At 39.6% G+C, this 18,957-nt stretch carries 15 protein-coding genes and 1 tRNA gene; 8 read left to right on the top strand and 8 right to left on the bottom strand.

Translation table 11 applies throughout. The features are described from left to right. Positions 1-6: 6 nt before the first annotated feature. Positions 7-621, bottom strand: a complete 615-nt coding sequence (gene lolB / locus AC2IP4_RS09705; RefSeq protein WP_375321999.1) for a lipoprotein insertase outer membrane protein LolB — start codon at positions 619-621, stop codon at positions 7-9. Between the two features lie 180 nt (positions 622-801). Here lolB and hemA point away from each other — a divergent pair, with 180 nt between their 5' ends. From hemA to kdsA, 6 genes are read left to right on the top strand one after another with little or no spacing between them, the layout of a single operon-like run. Then, positions 802-2,058 carry a glutamyl-tRNA reductase gene (gene hemA / locus AC2IP4_RS09700; RefSeq protein WP_375322000.1) on the top strand — a complete coding sequence of 419 codons (1,257 nt, stop codon included), beginning with the start codon at positions 802-804 and terminating at the stop codon, positions 2,056-2,058. A 38-nt stretch (positions 2,059-2,096) separates the two neighbouring features. Further along, positions 2,097-3,185, top strand: a complete 1,089-nt coding sequence (gene prfA, locus AC2IP4_RS09695; RefSeq protein ID WP_486307089.1) for a peptide chain release factor 1 — start codon at positions 2,097-2,099, stop codon at positions 3,183-3,185. Next, positions 3,185-4,051 carry a peptide chain release factor N(5)-glutamine methyltransferase gene (gene prmC / locus AC2IP4_RS09690; protein WP_375322002.1) on the top strand — a complete coding sequence of 289 codons (867 nt, stop codon included), beginning with the start codon at positions 3,185-3,187 and terminating at the stop codon, positions 4,049-4,051. Before prfA ends, prmC begins: the two co-directional genes overlap by 1 nt. A gap of 3 nt (positions 4,052-4,054) precedes the next feature. After that, positions 4,055-4,438, top strand: coding sequence for a SirB2 family protein (locus AC2IP4_RS09685; RefSeq protein WP_375322003.1), 384 nt, complete (start codon positions 4,055-4,057; stop codon positions 4,436-4,438). Positions 4,439-4,440: 2 nt separating this feature from the next. Next, positions 4,441-5,253 (top strand): SirB1 family protein, encoded by an 813-nt coding sequence (locus AC2IP4_RS09680; protein ID WP_375322004.1) that lies wholly within the window; start codon positions 4,441-4,443, stop codon positions 5,251-5,253. Between the two features lie 11 nt (positions 5,254-5,264). Beyond that, positions 5,265-6,119, top strand: coding sequence for a 3-deoxy-8-phosphooctulonate synthase (gene kdsA, locus AC2IP4_RS09675; protein WP_486310216.1), 855 nt, complete (start codon positions 5,265-5,267; stop codon positions 6,117-6,119). Positions 6,120-6,197: 78 nt separating this feature from the next. Here the strand turns inward: kdsA and cobA are convergent, their stop codons facing one another. The 5 genes from cobA to AC2IP4_RS09650 form a co-directional block, all read right to left on the bottom strand. Then, positions 6,198-6,986: a uroporphyrinogen-III C-methyltransferase gene (gene cobA, locus AC2IP4_RS09670; protein ID WP_375322006.1), complete on the bottom strand. Its 789-nt coding sequence runs from the start codon at positions 6,984-6,986 to the stop codon at positions 6,198-6,200. 126 nt (positions 6,987-7,112) lie between these two features. Further along, positions 7,113-7,928: a formate/nitrite transporter family protein gene (locus AC2IP4_RS09665; RefSeq protein WP_486307091.1), complete on the bottom strand. Its 816-nt coding sequence runs from the start codon at positions 7,926-7,928 to the stop codon at positions 7,113-7,115. 130 nt (positions 7,929-8,058) lie between these two features. Then, positions 8,059-8,382, bottom strand: a complete 324-nt coding sequence (gene nirD / locus AC2IP4_RS09660) for a nitrite reductase small subunit NirD (protein WP_004731122.1) — start codon at positions 8,380-8,382, stop codon at positions 8,059-8,061. A gap of 15 nt (positions 8,383-8,397) precedes the next feature. After that, a complete protein-coding gene (nirB, locus tag AC2IP4_RS09655; protein WP_375322008.1) occupies positions 8,398-10,956 on the bottom strand; it encodes a nitrite reductase large subunit NirB in 2,559 nt (852 codons plus the stop codon). A gap of 299 nt (positions 10,957-11,255) precedes the next feature. Next, positions 11,256-13,130, bottom strand: a complete 1,875-nt coding sequence (locus AC2IP4_RS09650) for a methyl-accepting chemotaxis protein (RefSeq protein ID WP_375322009.1) — start codon at positions 13,128-13,130, stop codon at positions 11,256-11,258. Between the two features lie 383 nt (positions 13,131-13,513). On the opposite strand from AC2IP4_RS09650, the gene ushA reads away from it, so the two are divergent. Continuing rightward, positions 13,514-15,175 (top strand): bifunctional UDP-sugar hydrolase/5'-nucleotidase UshA, encoded by a 1,662-nt coding sequence (gene ushA, locus AC2IP4_RS09645; RefSeq protein ID WP_375322010.1) that lies wholly within the window; start codon positions 13,514-13,516, stop codon positions 15,173-15,175. Between the two features lie 178 nt (positions 15,176-15,353). Beyond that, positions 15,354-15,430 (top strand) — tRNA-Pro (locus AC2IP4_RS09640). A 222-nt stretch (positions 15,431-15,652) separates the two neighbouring features. Here the strand turns inward: AC2IP4_RS09640 and AC2IP4_RS09635 are convergent. Further along, positions 15,653-16,087 (bottom strand): DUF411 domain-containing protein, encoded by a 435-nt coding sequence (locus AC2IP4_RS09635; RefSeq protein WP_486310215.1) that lies wholly within the window; start codon positions 16,085-16,087, stop codon positions 15,653-15,655. 85 nt (positions 16,088-16,172) lie between these two features. Continuing rightward, the gene (locus AC2IP4_RS09630; protein WP_486307094.1) at positions 16,173-18,893 is read right to left on the bottom strand and encodes a copper-translocating P-type ATPase; all 2,721 of its coding nucleotides are present in this window, start codon (positions 18,891-18,893) and stop codon (positions 16,173-16,175) included. Positions 18,894-18,957: the final 64 nt, after the last annotated feature.

The raw sequence follows: 18,957 nt of genomic DNA, 5'->3' as shown, positions 1-18,957 counted from the left end.
TTTTTATCATTGAGAAACAGTCCAATTTGAAGCAATGATTTTAATTGTTGTTTTTTGTTGGGTTAGTTTCATTGAATTTGGTAAGAGTACTTGTTCTTTTTCAATATAACTATTGTAACGTAGGTGCCAATTAGTCTGGCCAATTTGTTTTACTAGATGTTCAACTGTATTTAGTTCATTAAGTTGGAAGCTATCAGCAGCGGTAGGTAATCCTTTTATCCAATCTCCTAGATAGCCAATAGGAAGGTTTAATCCAGTAAGTCCATACATTAATCGACCAGGTTCTTGTCCTTCAAATGTTTGGCCATCACCAGTTTCAATTATAGTACGTCCATTGGACATTGAAGCTTTAATAACCGTTTGGCCTAAAAATGTGGTGAGTAATAATTGGCTATTTTCGGATTTTTGTATCCATTGGAAATTTAAGCTATGACGTTCTTCTGGAGATTGGTAGCCAATTTTACCGGTGACTTGGTAATTGACAATGTTTTCTAATTGAGTTGTATGCTTGTCCCAATTGGTCGATTGTTGTGGCGTTAATGGAACGCTAGAACAGGCATTAAGAAAAATAGTGATGATGAAAATAGCAAAAGGAGAACGAGTAAAACGAGAACACTTCATTAGAAATCTCATGCATAATTCGAAGTAGATTTTCAGATTGTAGCAAATTGTTAGTACATTTGGAGTTAAATAGTGTTTATTCGTCACTAATTTTCGGACTGAACGTCCTGATGCCTTTTAAAATTCGGTCGCATCAAGTAAAATTCGCCCTTGTTGTTTTTTTATTGGTCTGTTTGCCGAATGTCATTGCTTGTTATTGGAATCAATCATACGTCAGCCTCTGTTGATTTGCGGGAGAAAGTTGCTTTCTCACCTGATAAATTAACTAAGGCGTTAGATGAATTAAAAAATAGTGATTCTATTCAAAGCGGCGTAATTCTATCAACTTGCAACCGAACTGAAATTTATTGTGAAGTGAAAGCAGGGATTAGCAGTGGTTATGTGCTCAATTGGCTAGCTGAATTTCATCGTGTTTCTTTAGACATATTAATGCCAAGTATTTATGTGTATGAAGAACAGGCAGCGGTAAAACACTTAATGCGCGTATCATGTGGATTAGATTCATTAGTGCTAGGCGAGCCGCAAATTTTAGGCCAAGTAAAAAAAGCCTTTGCAGATGCAAGAGAGCATAATGCTGTTGAAGGGACAATAGAGAAGCTATTCCAGAGTGATTTCTCTGTCGCTAAACGAGTTCGCACTGAGACAAATATCGGCGGTAATGCTGTGTCGGTTGCTTATGCTGCTTGTATTCTTGCTCGTCAAATTTTTGAATCTCTTGCTGACTCCACTGTTCTTCTTGTTGGAGCTGGCGAAACGATTGAATTGGTTGCTAAGCATTTAGATGCGGCAGGCTGTAAGCAATTAATCGTTGCTAACCGTACTCGTGAAAGAGCAATGGGGCTTGCTGAGCAATTTAATGCGGACGTTATTAGCCTTCCTGAAATTCCAGAATATCTACCAAAAGCCGATATCATTATTAGTTCGACTGCTAGCCCATTACCTATTATTGGTAAAGGGATGGTTGAAAGTGCATTAAAGCAACGTAGACATCAACCAATGTTGTTTGTTGATATTGCTGTCCCTAGAGATATTGAGGGAGAAGTTGCTGAATTGAATGATGCGTATTTGTATTCGGTAGATGATCTTAAATCGATTATTGATCACAATATCGAACAGAGAAAAATTGAAGCAATTCAAGCTGAAGCAATTGTCAGTGAAGAAAGTGCAAGCTTTATGACGTGGATTCGTTCTCGACAAGCAGTGAATAGTATTCGCCAATATCGTAATAATTCAGAAGCGATCAGAACTGAATTATTACAAAAAAGTATTCAAGCATTAGCTTCTGGTCAAAATGCAGAAAAAGTATTAGCAGAATTAAGCAATAAATTAACCAATAAACTCATTCATGCACCAACACTTGCGATGCAGCAGGCTGCCAAAAATGGTGAGCCAGACAAACTTGCTGTGATCCGCACCAGTATTGGTCTAGACAACTAAGTGTAGCGTTCGCTACCAACATAAAGAATAAATATTATATGAAAGCATCAATTCGAGTAAAACTGGAGACGCTGGTTGAGCGTTATGAAGAAGTTCAACATTTATTAGGTGATCCTGGAGTTATTGGTGATCAAAATAAATTCCGAGCTTTATCTCGTGAATACTCTCAATTGGAAGAAGTGACACAATGTTTCCAAGCATACGAACAAGCTCAAGAAGACTTGATCGCTGCGGAAGAAATGGCTCAAGAAGATGATGCTGAAATGCGCGAAATGGCGCAAGATGAAATTAAAGAAGCAAAAGAAGCGATTGAGCGTCTTGCTGATGAGCTACAAGTCTTGCTTATTCCAAAAGATCCAAATGATGAGCGTAACTGTTTCTTAGAGATCCGTGCAGGTGCTGGTGGTGATGAAGCGGGTATCTTTGCAGGTAACCTTTTCCGTATGTATTCTCGTTTTGCAGAGAAAAAAGGGTGGCGTATTGAAGTTATGAGCTCAAATGTTTCTGAGCAAGGTGGCTTTAAAGAAATGATTGCAAAAGTGAGTGGCGATGGTGCTTATGGTGTGCTGAAGTTTGAGTCAGGTGGCCACCGTGTACAACGTGTACCTGAAACTGAATCACAAGGTCGTGTACATACGTCTGCGTGTACTGTTGCAGTAATGGCTGAGATCCCAGAGGCGGATCTTCCAGAAATTAAAGCGGCAGATTTAAAAATCGATACTTTCCGTGCGTCAGGCGCGGGTGGTCAGCACGTTAACACCACTGATTCAGCAATCCGTATTACTCACTTACCAACAGGAACAGTTGTTGAGTGTCAGGATGAGCGTTCACAACATAAAAACAAAGCCAAAGCGATGTCTGTTCTTGCTGCCCGTATTATTCAAGCAGAAGAAGCTCGTCGTGCTGCTGCAGTGTCTGATACGCGTCGTAACTTGCTAGGTTCTGGTGATCGTTCTGACCGTATTCGTACCTACAATTATCCTCAAGGTCGTGTTTCTGATCACCGTATCAACTTAACTATTTATCGTTTAAACGAAGTGTTAGAAGGTGATTTAGCTGCGTTGATTGAACCTGTAGTATTAGAATATCAAGCAGATCAATTAGCAGCATTAGCTGAAAATAACTAATGAGCCAATCTATTGATGCGTTACTAAAGCGTTCAATTCAATTGCTGCAACTTGAGGGGAGTGATTCTCCTCAAGTTGATGCGTCTGTTCTTCTATGTCATGTTTTAGATAAACCAAGAAGTTTCCTGCTTACTTGGCCTGAAAAAGAATTAACTGACGTAGAACTTACCGCATTTGAATCATTACTTTCTCGTCGTCTCTCTGGTGAGCCAATTGCTTATATTATTGGTTATCGTGAGTTTTGGTCATTACCGCTAAAAGTGTCACCAACCACGCTAATTCCTCGCCCTGATACAGAACGCCTTGTTGAGATTGCTCTCGACCATCTTGATGCATCATCAATAAAAGTATTGGATTTAGGAACCGGGACTGGTGCAATAGCATTAGCCATTGCTTCTGAGAACCCAACGCTTAGTGTTATTGGTGTCGATTATCAACAAGATGCGGTTGAATTAGCGCAAGGTAACGCTAAAGACAATCATATTATGAATACTGAATTTCGTCAGGGAAGTTGGTTTGAGCCAATTCAGCTTGATGAACAGTTTTCTATTATTGTGAGTAATCCCCCTTATATTGATGGTAATGATCCTCATTTATCTCAAGGTGATGTACGGTTCGAACCTCAAACTGCATTAGTTGCAGAGCAAGAAGGTTTTGCTGATTTAATTCACATAATGGAACACAGCCGTACTTATTTGGTTGAGAATGGTTGGTTACTCATGGAGCATGGTTTTGAACAAGGTAAGCAATTACGTACTTATTTTGAAGCGCACGGCTTTGTTAATGTCAAAACAGAACAAGATTATGCTGGCAATGACCGTGTTACATTAGGTCAATGGTCAACAAAAACAGAGAATAAAGGATAATTCATGTATACCGCTGTTAAACATATTCACTTATTTATGATTGCTTGTAGCGTACTGCTATTTGTTGTTCGCTATGTATTAATGATGGTTGATTCTGATCTTCGTAATAAAGCATTTTTAAAACGAGTTCCTCACGTTGTTGATTCAGCGATGTTGTTAAGTGGCATTGCACTTATTTTTATTACAGGCTTTATTCCATTTACAGGGGGTGCTCCTTGGTTAACTGAGAAATTGACGTGTGTAATGGTGTATATAGCTTTGGCTTTTGTTACGTTGAACAATGGCAAAAATAAAGTATTTAAAACATTCGCTTTCCTTGGTGCATTAGGATGGTTAATGGTTGCTGCTAAAATTGCGGTAACTAAAGTACCAACGTTTTTGGGGTAACTATGTTTCAGTTGCTTGATGAAAATTTAGAAGACCTTAATCTTGTTGAAGGAGCATTAGCGCTTAATTTAGCGATTAATCCTGAGATACAAAGACTACGAGTTGACATCAAACTGCGAGAAATGTGTATTGAAGCAGAACAAACACTTGCTCACGAAGTTAATGATGAGCAGCGTTTGGAGCGATTGATTCAGCTTTTTTATGTTGAATGGGGTTATCAAGGGGATACTTATACTTATTTTAACTCTGAAAATGCATTTATTGATCATGTGCTTGAGAGTAAGAAGGGTATTCCAGTTACGTTGGGCGCTATTTTTTTACATTTGTGTGAATACGTAGGGCTGCCTGTTAGTGCGATTAATTTCCCTACTCAATTAGTATTAAAAGTAGAATGGCCAAACCAAACACCGCTCTACTTGAATCCATTTGATGGGCAATATGTGAGTACACATTTAATGACGGCATGGCTTATTGGCTATGGCGGACCATTAGCAAAAATATTGCCAGTACATTTAGAATCAATAGACAATCCAACATTAGTTGGACGTTTATTAGCTGTAATTAAAACGGCATGTATTAGAGAACGAAAATTTTCGTTTGCTTTAACCTGTAGTAATCTTGCACTGTATATGGTGCCTGATGATCCTTTTGAGATCCGTGATAGAGGTTTAATCTATCAGCAACTACACTGTAATGATGTCGCTAAAAATGACTTAACGTATTTTATTGAACAGTGTCCTAATGATCCTTCAGCTATGCTGATGAAAGAGCAAGTTCAATTATTATTAGAACAGCACCCTACCGTTCTCCATTAAGAGTGAAGATAATGCAAAATCAAAAAACAGTAAAAATTGGCAATATCGATGTAGCAAATGATAAGCCGTTTACCTTATTTGGAGGTATGAACGTATTAGAATCTCGTGATTTAGCGATGAGAATGTGTGAGACTTACGTAGAGATCACTGACCGTCTAGGCATTCCATACGTATTTAAAGCCTCTTTTGATAAAGCAAACCGCTCATCTGTTCATTCATACCGTGGTCCAGGTATGGAAGAGGGTCTAAAGATCTTCCAAGAACTAAAAGATACTTTTGGCGTGAAAATTATCACTGATGTTCATACAGAAGCACAAGCTCAACCTGTTGCTGATGTGGTGGACGTTATTCAACTTCCAGCCTTCCTTGCTCGTCAAACTGATTTAGTAGAGACAATGGCAAAAACAGGCGCTGTAATTAATGTGAAGAAACCTCAATTCATGAGCCCTGATCAAGTGGGCAATATCGTTGATAAGTTTGCAGAGTGTGGGAATGAAAATATCATTCTTTGTGAGCGTGGTTCGTGCATGGGGTACGATAACCTAGTGGTTGATATGCTTGGTTTTGGTGTAATGAAAAAAGCATCAAATGGTAGTCCAATCATCTTTGATGTAACGCATTCTCTACAGAACCGTGATCCAAGTGGTAAAGCCTCTGGTGGTCGTCGTTCACAAACAGTTGAACTTGCTAAAGCAGGTTTAGCAACTGGTATTGCGGGTTTATTTATTGAAGCGCATCCAAACCCTGATAAAGCGTTATGTGATGGGCCTTCTGCATTGCCATTAGATCAACTAGAACCTTTTTTGAGACAAATGAAAGTATTAGATGATTTAATTAAAGGTTTTGAGCACATCGATATTAAATAATCTTTTGCTACAAAGATAAATAAGAAAAAGCCCAAGAGAGATAACTTTCTTGGGCTTTTTTGTGTTTGATTTAAATGCTTATTCAGTATCTGCTGAGCTTGGTGAAAACCAATCTAACTTTTTATGTAATGTCGTAACACTGCCCACAACGATAAGAGATGGGCTAATGGCTTTTTCTGCCATTTGAGCTAGTTCTGAAATAGTACCAGTAAATACTTTTTGTTTTACAGTTGTACCACGCTCAATAATGGCACAAGGAGTATCAGCGGCTAAACCGTGCTTAATTAATTGGGTTGAGATATGTGGTGATTGTTTCAACCCCATATAAAATACTAAGGTATTGTTTGAACGAACTAAGGCATCCCATTCAATTTCTGCTCCGTCTTTTTGTACATGTGCAGTTATAAACTGAACGCTTTGAGCATGATCTCGATGGGTGAGGGGAATCCCCGCATAAGAGGTTGCTCCTGCAGCAGCAGTAATACCAGGAACCACTTCAAATTGAACACCATTCTCAGCCAGTGTCTCTAACTCTTCACCACCACGACCAAAGATAAATGAATCACCACCTTTAAGGCGAACAACGTGCTTTCCTTCTTGTGCTTTATCAACTAGAAGTTGATTTATTTTATCTTGCGGCACGAAATGAAAATCGAGCTTTTTCCCGACATAAATCATTTCAGCATTGTCATTAGCAAGCGCTAAAATTTCTTTGGAAACAAGACGATCATAAACAACCACATCAGCTTGCTGTATAAGGCGATAGCCTTTGACCGTTAATAGGTCTGCATCACCAGGACCTGCGCCAACAAGAGAAACAAGTCCGTTTTGTTTTTTCTGCTCAGACTGAGCTTGAATACTTGGCATAATAGATTCCTGCATCATTTTTTATTTCACTCTAGTATGTAAGAGTCGATAAAAAAAATCACCCTTAATACTTGATTAAGAGTGATTTAATTTGAATGAGTTATAACTAACTTTGTCTGTTACTTATTATTTAGCATTCAATGATGGCGCTGTTTTTGCGTGAGTTAGGTATAGAGGAACACATGCCATTAGTAGGCCACCAACGATGTTCCCAAGGATTGTTGGGATAAGGTTGAAGTTCAACCATGTCGCGATACCGAAATCAGCGCCTAGAATCATACCCAGTGGGAATAGGAACATGTTTACTACTGTGTGCTCGAATACTAGTGCGAAGAAGATGAAGATTGGGAACCACATCATTGCTACACGACCGGACACAGTACGTGCAGTCATGTTACCAATCACGCCTAGACATACCATTAGGTTACAGAAGATACCGCGTACGAAACACGTGATCCATCCGTCCATACCCATGTTTTCAAAACCTAAGCTACGAGCTGTAGAAACCGCAATGAACTTTTGTGCTACTGCGTTTGGATCTAAAGAAAAGTTACCCGTTAATGAGATAGCAACCAATACCGCAACGATTAGAGAACCGATGAGGTTACCAAGGCCAACAATACCCCAACAACGTAAAACACGACCCCAAGTCACACCTGGGCGGTTATCGAATTTCGCTAAAGGAGCAAGGCCAAATACACCGGTTACTAGGTCGTAGCCCATAACACTTAGAATGACGAAGCCCACTGGGAATACTAGAGCGCCAACAATACCAATGCCTGTTTGCACGATAGTCGTAATTGCCACAACAACAGCAAGAGAAAGAATGATGCCTGCCATTGTGCTTCGAATAAGAAGATCTCGAGTACTTGTTTTCGTTTTCGCTTCACCCACATCGATCATCGTTTGAACGAATTCAGCTGGTTTAAAATCAGGAGACATAAGGTTGTCCTTAAAAAGTTAAAATTAAAAATTAAAAGTTAAAATTGGATAGGAAAAGGCTCTAGCTGCCGAACTAAGGCAATGTCGGGAACTAGAACCCTTGAACTATCAAATCTTGTTACGTATTCGATTATGCTGAGATTTCAACAGCACCTTTGGTAATACGAGCTTTATACGCTTTCACGCTGAAGTTCTCATCTTCCATGCACACACCTGTTGCTAGGTTAAAGCGTTGCTTCTTAAGTGGGCTCGCCACCCAAAGCTCACCTTTGTGCTCAACCGTTAAACCGCGAGATAAAACGTTTGATTGGAAAAACGGGTCAGTATTACTAATAGCGAACACTTCTTCGGCTTTAGTTGGGCGGAAAATAGCAACTTGCTCACCACCAACCAATGCACAAACACCGGTACCTGGAATAATATCTTCGATCTTACAAACTTTGGTAAATGCCATGATGTCGTCTCCCAATTAAACCAGTTCAACGTGAAGGATGTCGCCCTTCGCTTCTGGGTGTTTCTCTGTAAATGTTGCTGGGCGGTGTTGTTCACGGCCATCGTCAACAAACACAACGTTTTCATCACGCTCATCAGCATTGATGAAGTGTGAGAAGCGCTTAAGTTGAGCTTCGTCGTTGATAGTGTCAGTCCACTCACAAGCGAAGTTACCCACTAGGCCAGCCACGTCAGCTTCAAGCTGGTTGTTGATGCCAAGTTTGTTATCAACAATCACTTCACGTAGGTAGTCAACGCCACCTTCTAGGTTGTCCATCCATACCGAAGTACGTTGCAGTGGAGCAGCCGTGCGGATGTAGAACATCATGAAACGGTCGATATATTTCAGCAGTGTTTCTTGGTCTAGGTCGCTTGCTAGTAGGTCTGCGTGACGAGGCTTCATACCACCGTTACCACACACGTACATGTTCCAACCAGCGTCAGTCGCGATAATACCTAAATCTTTACCTTGAGCTTCAGCACACTCACGAGTACAGCCCGACACACCAAACTTCATCTTATGAGGAGTACGGATGCCTTTGTAACGGTTCTCGATCATCACGCCTAGGCCAACTGAATCTTGAACGCCGTAACGACACCAAGTTGAGCCAACACATGTCTTAGCCATACGAAGTGCTTTTGCGTAAGCTTGACCTGTTTCGTAACCTGCAGCGATTAACTTCTTCCAGATTGCTGGTAAGTCATCTTTCTGAGCACCGAACAGACCGATACGTTGCGCCCCCGTGATCTTGGTGTACAGGTTGTATTCAGCCGCAACGTCAGCAAGGACGCTAAGTGCTTGAGGTGTTACTTCACCACCCGCCATACGAGGGATAACAGAGTAAGTGCCGTCTTTTTGGATATTACCTAAAAAGTTGTCGTTGGTGTCGTGCAGTTTTACAAGTTCAGGCTTCAGGATGTGTTCACCCCAGCATGAAGCAAGAATAGAACCCGCTAGAGGCTTACAGACTTCACAGCCGTAGCCTTTACCGTATTTCTCTAGTAATTCGTCGAATGTTTTGATTTCTTCAATGCGGATCAGGTGGAAAAGTTCTTGGCGAGAGTAAGCAAAGTGCTCACATACATCACTTTTTACTTCAATACCAGATTTAGCTAGCTCTGCATTAAGAACGGAAGTTACCAGAGGGATACAACCCCCACAGCCCGTACCCGCTCCAGTAACCGCCTTAATGTCTGCCATCGTGTGATGACCATCTGCAACTGCTTGAGCTATTTTGCCTTTAGTTACATCGAAACATGAACAGATAACCGCTGTTTCTGGTAATGAATCAGCACCTAATGATGGCTTTTCTGCACCTGAATGAGCAGGAAGGATCAGAAGATCTGGATGTTCAGGAAGATCAATGTCATTAAGTTTAAGTTGAAGTAAATCGCCATAATCAGACGTATCGCCAACCATTACCGCACCAAGCAGTTTTTTACCGTCTTCAGAAACGATAATGCGCTTATAGACTTCTTGCTCTTCGTTTTGGTAAACGTAACTTTTACAGCCAGGAGTTCGACCATTTGCGTCACCAATTGAACCTACTTTTACACCAAGTAATTTCAATTTAGCACTCATATCAGCGCCTTCAAATGCACTGTCATTACCTAGTAAATGATCAACGGCAACCGTCGCCATTTTATAGCCAGGAGCAACCAGCCCATAGAAAGTACGATTCCAAGAAGCGCACTCTCCAATAGCATAGATATTGCTATCTGTAGTTTGGCAATGGTTATTGATTTCAACGCCACCACGAGGAGCAACGCCTAAACCCATTTGATGAGCTAATTTATCTTGAGGACGAATACCAGCAGAAAATACGATGAAATCAGTTTCAAGTTCAGTACCATCAGCAAAGCGCATTACATTACGAGCGTCTTTACCTTCAGGAGCGATTTCAAGTGTGTTTTTACTTGTATGAACTTGAACACCCATGCGCTCAATTTTATTGCGTAGCTGTAAACCGCCTTGTTGATCCAACTGCTCAGCCATTAGTACTGGCGCAAACTCAACAACGTGAGTCGTTACGCCTAATGCTTTAAGCGCACCAGCAGCTTCAAGGCCAAGTAAGCCACCACCAATTACAACACCGCTTTTACTGTTTTTAGCCGTCGCTTCGATAGATTTAAGATCTTCAATAGTACGATACACAAAGCAGTCTTTACTTTCGTTACCTTTAATCGGTGGAACAAATGGGAAAGATCCGGTTGCAAGAACCAGTTTGTCGTATTGAATTTCACGACCAGTACTTGAGTAAACGACTTGTTTTTCACGATTGATATTAATAGCGCGTTCGCCAAGTAATACATTAATACCGTGTTTTTCGTAGAAACCTTCTTTTACAAGAGAAAGTTCATCAGCAGTATGATGAGAGAAGTATGAAGAAAGGTGAACACGATCATATGCGATACGTGGCTCTTCACAAAATACAGTAACATCCATATTTTGAACATCGGTTTTATCGACTAAATCTTCGATATAGCGATGACCAACCATGCCATTACCGATGATGACTAACTTCATCTTGCTCATAAGAATTCCTATTATCATTGATATGTATATATGATGAGTTATGAACGAATATGTAGATATGATGTGGATCAATTACGAAATAAAACTACTCCAAAGGGGTAGCTCTAAGGTGGTATTATACTTTATATCTAATAATTCAATGAGTTATTTGTGGCACGTAGCTTTTGTTTGTGGTTTTTTTACAAATATTGAAAGGATATCCGGAAATTTAAGCTGTTTATGGATAAAAATCTGAAAAAAAAAGACAGAATATGAAGTTCACATACTGTCTTTTTTTGTTAATTAATGAAATAAAACAATTATAGTTTAAATCTATCGATCTCTTGTTTTAGTTCATTAGATAACTCTGAAAGTTCAGAGGCTTGAATTACTGATTGTTTCGTTTCTTCCGTTAGCTCATTTGACACATTGCGAACTGCTTCTGTATTACGAGTAATTTCTTCAGTTACTGATGATTGCTCTTCAGCAGCGGCTGCAATTTGTGCAGCCATGTCGCTGATTTGAGTTACCGAGTTTGTAATTTGAAGTAGGCTAGCTGATGCCGATTGAGCATCTTCTACACTGGTGTTTGCCAAATTCTGGCTATCTTCCATTATACCTACCGCTTTTTGAGTCGTGCCTTGTAGTGCCTCAATCATTTGTTGAATTTCCTGAGTTGAAGCGTGAGTTCGTTGACTTAAGATACGAACTTCATCAGCAACGACAGCAAAACCACGGCCTTGTTCACCAGCACGAGCGGCTTCGATTGCTGCGTTTAATGCCAATAAGTTAGTTTGTTCGGCGATGTTCTGAATCGTTGAAAGGATAGTGTTAATGTTTTGTGCGTTGTGGTGGAGCTCTTCAATTACACCAGTTGCGGTTTCAACTTCTTTTGCTAGGTTATCAATAGAGTGTTGGCTTTGGCTTACTTGTTCGGCACCGTGGTTTGATGCACTTACAGTTTGCTCTGCAGTTTGAGCTGTATTGTCAGCATTACCAGCGATTTCTTGTGTAGCAGCTGCCATTTCATTAATTGCAGTTGCTACCATGTTAATCTCATCCATTTGATGTTGGATGCGAACATTACGCTCTTCAGCACTTTCTGCTGTTGAGTTAGCTTGGTTGGCAAGAGTGATAGAAATGCTACGTAGGCGACATACCATTGAGTGCATGTTACCCACAAAAGTATTGAAATTAATAGCTAATTGACCCACTTCATCATTACTGTTTGGCTCTAAGCGCTGAGTTAAATCGCCTTCGCCTGAAGATATTTCAGCAAGCGCATCTGATACTCGAAGTAAATCTCGGAATAGAATATTCACCAGAATAGTGACACCAATAGCAACCACCACGGTTAGTACAATACTAAGTAGAATAATTTCACGAAGCAGAGCTGCGTGAGCGGCTTCTTCTGTTGCTTGCGTCATCTCAACAGCAAATGTCCAATTGGTGTTCGGTACTTTTGCGAAGTAAACCAACTTAGTGTCACCATTGATTTCGGCAACATCGATGCGTTTTAGAGAGATAGATTCTTGGATACTTTGTGGTGTCATATCAGAGAAGTAGCGGTTTACCTCTTTTTTGATCAGTGATTTATTTGGATGAGCTAAAAAAGTCCCATCACTATCAATCAGCATAGTAATAGTATCTTTACCTGCATCAAGGCTAATTACATCAGCAATTAATTGGTCAATAAGAACATCGGCACCAATTACGCCTAAAAAAGTTCCGTTTTTATATATTGGTTCTGCGATGGTTACGAGGAGAGATTGAGTAATCGCATCTTGATATGATGAGGTAATGATTTGTTTGTTTTCACGCTGTGCTTCTTGATACCAAGGGCGTTGACGAGGGTCATAATCGGCACGATTTCTTTCTGGATGAGAGCGGTACATATCACCTTGAGGAGTTCCAAAGAAAATATCATCAAACCCACCAGCTTTACGACTAAGCTGTAAGAAAGAAACAATGTCATTTTCTTGGGTGTGTTCATTAGTCGCATGAGCGATTTCAGCTTTAATAGAGATCCAATTTGAAATCCCAGTTGTTGCCGCTGAAGTAACACTTTCTGCTCGAGAGTATACACCGTTGCGGGTCTGTTCAAAAAGTTGGTTTGAAGAAAGCCAAGTTAAGGCTGATGCAGTAATAACAACAGCGAGTACACTTGCGCCTATTAGCTTATGTTTTAGTTTCATAGTTTTACCTAAGTCCGTGGATTCATGTTGCCATTATATTAGTTTGTAATATGGATTGCTTTACTAAGCACTGCTCTGGTTATCGGAAATAACCTACAAAACTTAATTTAAAATTGAATTTTTCTTATTTTTGCATTAATGAATTTTGTTTTTATCAAGCCGTGATTGATGGGTAAACGTTTGCTTTTCCTGTAAAATATTTAATTGTTTGTGATTTACTTTTTTTATTTATCCGTAATTTTTAGTGATCTAATAGACATATTTATGAGATCAATGTGAGAGTCCTACGTAATTCTTTTAAACTTGGTCAGGTTATTTGACAGGATTAATCAACAATTGATTTATTTGGTCTAGATCATCCTCTTTTGAATTAATGGTGAAACATGATGGAACGTCTTTCTCTAAAAACAGCGATTGCTGCGGCATTGGTAACGACTCTTGCTGGTTGTGCTACAACGACTGAACACGAGTGGCAAGAAGATACAACATATAAACTAACGGTATTACACACAAACGATAACCATGGTCGTTTTTGGAAAAATAAATACGGTGAATATGGCATGGCAGCACGTAAAACGTTGATTGATGAATTACGAGCAGATGTTCAAGCAGAAGGCGGCAGTGTGCTTCTTTTATCTGGTGGTGATATCAATACTGGTGTTCCAGAATCAGATCTCCAAGACGCTGAACCAGATTTTAAGGGTATGAATAAAATTGGATATGATGCAATTGCATTAGGTAACCATGAATTTGATAACCCACTAGATGTTCTTCAAAAGCAAATTGATTGGGCTGAATTCCCGATGCTGTCTGCAAATATTTACGATAAAGAAACGGGTGAGCGTAAGTATCAGGCTTATGAAATCTTCGAAAAACAAGGCATTAAAATAGCGGTTATTGGTTTTACAACTGAAGATACAGCAAAGATTGGTAACCCTGAATATATTGATGAATTAGAGTTCCGAGATCCAAAAGAAGAGGCAAAAATAGTAATTGCAGAATTAGAAGAAAATGAAAAACCAGATCTTATCTTCGCTGTGACTCATATGGGTCACTATGAGAACGGTCAACGTGGTATTAATGCACCTGGTGATGTTGCATTAGCGCGTTCACTTGAGCTAGGTGAGTTAGATATGATTGTTGGTGGCCACTCACAAGAGCCTGTGTGTATGGAAGGCCCTAACGTAATGAAGAAAAATTTCAAGCCGGGTGATGAGTGTCAACCAGATCAGCAAAACGGTACTTGGATTGTTCAAGCTTACGAATGGGGTAAGTATGTAGGTAAAGCTGATTTTGAATTCCGTAATGGTGAATTAGAAATGGTTAGCTACAATCTAATCCCTGTTAACTTGAAGAAAAAAGTGAAGATCGACGGTAAAAAACAGCGTGTATTTATTCAAGAAGAAATTGCACAAGATCCTGAGTTACTTGCATTCCTAACACCTTACCAAGAAAAAGGCCAAGGCCAATTGAATGTGAAAATTGCATCAACTAACGGTAAGTTAGAAGGTGACCGTAATGTGGTTCGTTTTGAGCAAACAAACTTAGGTCGTTTAATCGCGACTTCCCATATGGTTCGTGCCAAAGCAGATTTCGCAGTAATGAATTCTGGTGGTGTACGTGATTCAATTGAACCTGGTGATGTTACGTATAAAGACGTTTTAACGGTTCAACCATTTGGTAACATCGTGACTTATGCAGATATGACGGGTCAAGAAGTATTAGATTACCTAAATGTAGTTGCAACCAAACCAATCGATTCTGGTGCTTATGCTCAGTTTGCTGGGATCAAGATGACGGTTGAAAATGGTAAGGTATCAAATGTGTTTATCGGTGGTAAACAATTACGTTTAGATAATACGTATCGCTTTACAGTACCAAGCTACAACGCTGCTGGTGGTGATGGTTACCCGAAAATCTCGGATCACCCAGGCTATGTGAATACTGGCTTTGTTGATGCTGAAGTTCTTAAAGAGTTCTTAGAAACAAACAGCCCAATCGATGTGAACAAATTTGCACCTCGTGGTGAAATTACTTATAAGTAATTATTAAAAGAAGATAAGCCCCTAAATCGTTATATTTTTAGGGGCTTTTGTTTATCAATTCAACAGTTTGTTGTTTTTGTAAGCGAACGGCAAGAAAAAACAAAATAATACTTGTCAAAAAATTCTCAGACAGTATTATAGCCCTCGTTGACTCGGACAAATTCTTTGTTTAACAGCTCGGTGAATAGCGCAGCTTGGTAGCGCATCTGGTTTGGGACCAGAGGGTCGGGGGTTCGAATCCCTCTTCACCGACCACTTTTAAAAAAGCCGCATCAGAAATGATACGGCTTTTTTGCGTCTGTAATGTAAATGCTAATCACAGTAAGTAATAGTATTTCAACACAGTTATCGAGCATTTTAACCAGCTAGGACGATTAGTTATCTACTACGATTGGTATAACCATTTTATTTGAGAAATGAATAGGTATTGATAGCTATCAACACCTATTATGCTTTAAAGACCCTAGACCCTAGACCCTAATTATATGTATTAAATAGTGCTAGCTTTCCATTTTCTTTAAATGCCACAACTTGGTATTTATCTTTCTTATCGCCATATTCCATACCCGGAGAACCCATTGGCATGCCTGGAACAGCTAGGCCTTTAAAATCACGTGGGTCCGCTAAAAATTTCTTGATATCAGCAGCAGGGATATGTCCTTCAAATACATAACCATCAATAACAGCGGTATGACAAGAAGCAAGGCGGGGTTCGACACCTAGTTTTTCTTTAATTGGATTCATGTCTTCATGATTTTCTATTTTGACCGTAAATCCATTTTCTTCCATATGTTCAACCCATTCGCTACAACAACCGCAGTAAAGTGATTTGTAAGTCATTACCTCAGTAGATGCGAACGCTGAAGAGCTAAATAAAACGAAAGAAAAAAAAGCAAATTTAAGGTTTTGCATAGTGGGTTTTCCCAAAGGTTATTTTGAATTAGGTGATAGCCAAAACCAGTAGATAATGGCAATAATTAGAGCGAGACCAAATAGATTAATCATGTGATGCTCCTTGTGTTTGTTGGTGAATATCTCGTTGAGAACGAGGGGTAAAAAGTCGTAATCGATTTGCATTAGTAACAACAGTAATTGAAGACAAGGCCATTGCAGCTCCCGCAACTACAGGGCTTAGTAACATACCCGTAAATGGAAATAAAATCCCAGCGGCAATAGGAATACCTATGATGTTATAAACAAATGCGCCGAATAAATTTTGTTTCATATTTTTCATTGTGACTTTAGATAATTCAATCGCGCTTACCGCGGTAAGTAATGAATGATTCATTAAGGTTAGGTGCGCACTTTCAATGGCTACATCACTGCCATTACCCATGGCAATTCCTACCTCTGCTTGAGCGAGCGCAGGTGCATCATTAATACCGTCTCCAATCATGGCGACTTTTTTACTTTGTGATTGAAGATCTTTTATTGCTTGTGCTTTTCCGTCAGGTAGTACACCTGAAATTACTTGAGTAATGCCTAGTTGTTTAGCTACATGCTCTGCAGTTTCTTTGCGATCACCAGTGAGCATCACGACAGTAATGCCTAATTGAGTTAATTGTTTAACTGCAAGGGCGGAATCAACACGAATTGCGTCACTGACCTCAATGACGCCAATGCATTGGGTGTTTCTTGCAACAAACAGAGGTGTTGATGAAGGTGAAAGCTCAACGTGAGGTACTGCTATTTCATTTTGTAATAAATAAGCCATATTGCCGATAAGTACGGTATCGCTATCTATTTTTGCTGAAGCCCCAAGACCTAGCTGAGCGGTAAACCCAAGACTAGTAATAGGAGTCCATGACTGTTGTTTTAAATAAGCCATTACAGCCAAAGCAAGCGGGTGTTCTGAATGGCTTTCAACCGCGGCAGCCAACGTCATTACTTGTTGTTCGGTATAATCATTAAAGGTAGTGACTTTATTGACGGTAGGTTTGCCTTCAGTCAGTGTCCCTGTTTTATCAACAACAACGGTATCTATGGTACTTGCTGTTTGGAGTACATCGGCATCCTTTATTAGAGCGCCAAATTCAGCGGCTTTGCCTATTCCAACAGTCACAGACATTGGTGTTGCAAGACCGAGTGCACAAGGACACGCAATGATGAGTACCGTTGTGGCAACGACCAACATATAACTTGATGTTGGCTCGGGACCAAAGTTATACCAAATGAGTGCTGAGAAAATAGCAATAATCATGACACTTGGTACAAATACAGATGATATTTTATCGGCCAACTTGGCAATATTAGGTTTGCTGCTTTGTGCATTACGTACCATAGTAATAATTCGCGCCAGCATAGTGTGTTCACCAACGTTGGTTGCTTTAAAAGTAAAGCTGCCTTGTTGATTAATTGTTCCGGCATGCACAGTCTCGTTGATGGTTTTTAAGTTAGGGAGAGGTTCTCCAGTTAACATCGCTTCATCAAGGTAGCTTTCACCGCTAATTAAAACACCATCAACGGGGATTTTTTCACCAGGTTTAATTTTGATTATCATTCCTTGAAACACTTGAGATACGGGTAATTTAACCTCTTGACCATCCTGAATAACCACGGCGGTTTGTGGCTGAAGATTTAATAGATTTTCAATTGCATTAGACGTTCGATTCCGTGCTTTGGTTTCAATTAAATTACCAAGCGTTATTAAACCTAAGATCATTGCTGTTGCTTCAAAGTAAACATGACGTGCTTGTTCAGGGAAAAACTCAGGTGAAATAACCAAAGCCATGGAATAAAGCCAAGCGGAGCCTGTTCCCAGAGCCACAAGCGTATCCATTGTTGCTCTGTGGTGGGAGAAAGCTTTCCATGCATTAACAAAAAAATGTTTACCTGAAGTTAATAATAAACCTAAACAAATTAATCCAACTACAGCCCATGAAAGTTGATCATTTATGGTGTTGATTTGCATATTGCCACCAAACACTCCCCATAACATTAATGGCGCCCCAATCGCTAATGAGATGGTGGTGTTTTTTTTATGTGTAGCGGTTGTTTTTAGGTACAGCTCTTTTTGTCTTTTACGGCGTTGCTCTTCATTTAGACTAATTTCTGCCCCATAACCGCCTTTTTCTATCGCGTGAATTACGTCAGTTTCGTTAATATCACCAATAATTAGAGCGGTACGTTCTGCTAAATTCACTTGAACAGATTGAACGCTATGAATGTTTGAAATGATTTTCTGAACAGAAGCGATGCAGCTAGCGCAAGTCATTCCGGATAAAATGAGTTGAGTTGTTTTGGTTGTATTAGGTTCTAGTATTTCTGGTTTGCTAGTGATGGCTTTGTTATCTGATTCTTCTGATGATTTATCTTCAAGAGCAAGTGGAATTGTAGAGGCGTGAAAACCAATAGATTTAATCAGCGATACCACATTTCCTGTTGAGTGTATGGTATTGAGATTAAGTTCTGCTTTTGAAATAGAAAGAATAGTGGAATGAGATAAGGTTTCTAATGCCTCTGTGGTTTTTTTTACGCACTTACCGCAATTTAATCCTGCTAAATAAAGCGTTATTACTTTTTCTTCAGGTACAGAATAACCAAGCTGAGAAATTATCTCAATAATATGTTGTTTAGAAAGGCTAGTGGTAAGAGTCAGTTCTGTTTTGGTAACAGAATATTGAGAGATACCAGTGTTGGTAGAAAGTGCATGCTCTACCTTAGCGATACATTTGCCGCAATTTAATCCTGATAAAGGAAGAGTGAATTCCTGACTCATAATAACCTCATTAACTATTCTTGATATTGCTAAGAATAAACCTTACAGTAAATGGAAGGTCAAG

The organism is Aliivibrio thorii (assembly GCF_057368585.1).
This window is presented reverse-complemented; position numbering and strand designations above follow the sequence as displayed.